Here is a 3,480-nt window from a genome sequence, read left to right on the forward strand (position 1 = left end):
CTGATAGTGCGCCCACGTGGCCTGATGGGAACCCGGGAAGGCTAGACTCATGAAAACGACCATGCAGCAAAACGACGAGCCAGGATATTGAAAGGACTGGGTCTTACGCCCTGACTCCCGGGGCGTCGGGGCTGTTGAAGCTAGCCAACCCAATGTGCCTGCGTCACCGGCGTTGCCTGTACGTCAGAAGTCAGGCGAGGCAAGCTAGTGCAAATCCCGGGCGGCCCGTTTCCGGTGCACAATCTCGTCAAATTTGGATAGTCAAAGGACGGCGCGGTTTGCCGCGCAGTCATTTCACAAGTGCCCTTCATGTCATTTAGGTTCTCATTGCGTTTGCCCACAATGCATCCCAACAGTACGTTCATCAAGGGATTCATATCAAGGGGTTCGCTATGGAATACAGCACACTCGGCCGCTCGGGACTGCGCATTTCCCGTCTTTGTCTTGGCGCCATGACGTTCGGCACCGGTACCGGAATCTGGGGCGAAATTTCAGGCCTCGACCGTGCCCAGGCTGCACAGCTTGTCGCGATAGCCGTCGAGCGCGGTATCAACCTGATCGATACGGCTGACGCCTATTCGCAAGGGCAGTCTGAAGCGGTCGTCGGTCAGGTGCTGGCTGACCTTGGACTCGACGAGTCGCGCATGCTGGTAGCGACCAAAGTCCGGCTGCGCACAGGAGCCGGCCACAACGATGTCGGGCTCGGCCGCTCGCACATCATGCGGTCGGTGGAAACGAGTCTTCGGCGTATCGGCCGGGATCATATCGACCTGTTCCAATTGCACGACCGCGATGAACTTGTTCCGCTGGAAGAAACGCTTCGTGCGCTAGACGATCTTGTGAGGCAGGGCAAGGTGCGGCACATCGGCGTCTGCAACTTTAGCGCGGGTGACCTGGAGCGTGCACAGGGAATTGCCACTCGCACGCACTGGGCCCGCATCGTCGGCAATCAGGTTCACTATGCGCTGACGAGCCGCGACGTCGAGCATGAGATCGCGCCTGTGGCAAAGGCGAATGATGTTTCGCTTCTGGTGTGGAGTCCGCTCGCGGGCGGGTACCTGAGCGGTAAGTATACGCAGGGAAGCAGTGGCGAGACCGGGCGTCGATCCAAGCTGAATTTTCCGCCGATCGACCCCGCGAAGGCGGATCCAATCGTGCGCGTATTGCGCGACATCGCTACGGAATTAAACGCGTCGCCGGCTCAGGTGGCCTTGGCGTGGATTCTGGCGCGCCGTGAAGTCTGTTCGGTCATTGTAGGCGCGCGCACGCCCGACCAACTGAGCGCTAATCTCGACGCTCAGCAAATCGCGTTTAACGCGGCGCAGACCGAACGTTTGAATCAGGTTTCGCAGCCGCACCTGCCCTATCCGTACTGGATGCAGCAGTTCCACGACAAGGATCGAGTCGTGGTCTGATCGCTTGACCGGCGAGGACCTTGTCACGCTGCGATATTGATTTTCCGAAGAAACGCCAATACGTGATGGACGACCACGTCTGGCTTCTCTTGCTGGACCCAATGGCTCGCTCCTTCAATTAGATGCACTGCTGACAGGTTAGTACAAGCCCCTTCCTGCATCGCTTCAAAATCCCCGGGCTTCTGATAGAGGCCCCAGTCGCTCGAACCAGAGATGAAGCAGGCAGGGACATCGATCGTGCGACCAGCCCACGCCTGTAACTCCGTGAGAAAGCTCGGTATGGTTAGGCATCGATACCATTGGAGAGCCCCCTGGAAACCGGTACGCGAAAATTCCTGCACATAGATGGACAGCTCTGCGTCGGGAAGCCATTTGCAAAGCGCTATCTGTTCGGCGCTTGGCATCTCATCGGCGACCGTTTCCGGCATCGTCTGGTCAATACGCATGACGTAGTAGGTCGGCAGCTTTGCCAGTTCGGCCGCGGTGAAAGATGCGAGCGGATAGGGCTTATTCTTCGGCCAATCCGCGCTCTTCGCGTGATAGTAGGCACGAAGAAAAGCGTGAAGTCCCTGCTTCGCGTTCATCATGTCCGCATTGGCTTCGCGAGTGGAGTAGTACCACTGATAGTGCTTTCTGGGTGGCTCCAGTTGCGTCAGGTCGTGTAGGACCTTCGCTAATCCAGACGGTGCTTCGGCTTTTGCCTGATTCGATCCTGACAGCGTTGTTGCGTCGGCGGGCGTTGGCGGTACGCCGCCAAAGGGCGCGCTCATCAACACCACAGCGCGAAATATGTCGGGTCGTGTAAGGGCGCACCATGCGGCCACCGGCGAGCCGAAATCATGACCGATCACCGCTTCGACGGATGTATGCCCCGTGGCTCTTAGTAAGCCCAATGCATCTTCGACGAGATTTAAAATCCTGAACTCGTCGAGATGTTTATCGTCGCTATCGATAGAACCTGTCGTACGACCGTATCCCCGCTGGTCCGGCGCTAGCACGTGATACCCGGCAGCCGCGAGTGGAAGCATCACCTTGCGCCAGCTATAAGCCAGTTCCGGGAAACCGTGAAGCAAAAGCACGCAAGGCCGATCCGGCGTCTCATAACCGGCCTCTAGCACATGCATGACCAACCCGTTGTCATTATTGACGAAGCGAGACCGGATTCCCGGGGGTAGGGGCAAATCGATGAGATGTCGAGTCATACGGTTCCCAAAAAATATGAACTTTTGATGCTTCGAAGTGTTGTCGTTCGCGCGGCGGGCAAACGCATCCGTTATCCCCGCCGTACGAGTACCCGTTGTCCGACACTAGCGATTCCAGTCGACTCACCACGATATCCGTACAGCATGACTAATCCGCCGATCGCCACCATTGCAGCCGCACAGTAAAGGCCCGCTGAGAGGCTTCCGGTCACGGTCTTCAGGACTCCGATCGCGTAGGGAGTCGTTACGCCTGACAGGTTCCCGATGCTGGTAATCGCCGCGATGCTTGCCGCTGCTGCCCGAGGAGGGATGGCGGACGTGGCCGCGGCCCAGAACACGGGATACGCCGCGATAATTCCGCCAAGCGCCAGCGAGAGCAGTGCGATTGACAGCCAGAGATGCGAGCCCGTCCAGGTGGAGGCGGCCAGAGCCATCGCGGCGACGAACGCAGCGGCCGCCACATGCCAGCGCCGCTCTCCCTTGCGGTCAGACCGGCGCCCATACCACACCATTGCCACAGCACCAAACGTGTAGGGAATCATAGAAAGGATACCTATGGTACGCGTATCCGCGACCCCAAGGCTCTGGATGATCGAGGGCATCCAGAAGCTCAACGCATAAGCTCCCCATCCGAGTGCAAAGTAGAGAAAGGCGTACATGTAGACCGCCGGACTCCTAAGCGCGATCGTTATTCCACCGTGGGCGGTGCTCGGTGAAGAGCCGCTCGCGAGCATGTCCACGCGGATGACTTCCTGGTCGCTTGAGGTGAGCCAGCGTGCTTGCGCGGGGGTGTCTGAAAGAGCCAGATAGACCACCATGCCAAACCCGCAACTGGGTAGGCCCTCTAGCAGGTAAAGCCATTG

The 3,480-nt window shown here is 58.6% G+C and carries 3 protein-coding genes; 1 reads left to right on the top strand and 2 read right to left on the bottom strand.

All coding sequences use genetic code 11. From position 1 onward, the window contains the following. Positions 1-392 precede the first annotated feature (392 nt). A complete protein-coding gene (locus tag WCA53_RS32690) occupies positions 393-1,415 on the top strand; it encodes an aldo/keto reductase (protein ID WP_423921684.1) in 1,023 nt (340 codons plus the stop codon). Between the two features lie 23 nt (positions 1,416-1,438). Here WCA53_RS32690 and WCA53_RS32695 read toward each other — a convergent pair whose 3' ends face one another. Together WCA53_RS32695 and WCA53_RS32700 are read right to left on the bottom strand one after the other, a co-directional pair. Then, entirely contained in the window at positions 1,439-2,617 is a 1,179-nt protein-coding gene (locus WCA53_RS32695) for an alpha/beta fold hydrolase (protein ID WP_423921689.1), read from the bottom strand. 71 nt (positions 2,618-2,688) lie between these two features. Further along, positions 2,689-3,480, bottom strand: a 792-nt coding sequence (locus WCA53_RS32700; protein WP_423921694.1) for an MFS transporter, incomplete at its 5' end; no start/stop codon positions are given.

The organism is Caballeronia sp. (assembly GCF_049581465.1).
GTDB lineage: Bacteria > Pseudomonadota > Gammaproteobacteria > Burkholderiales > Burkholderiaceae > Caballeronia.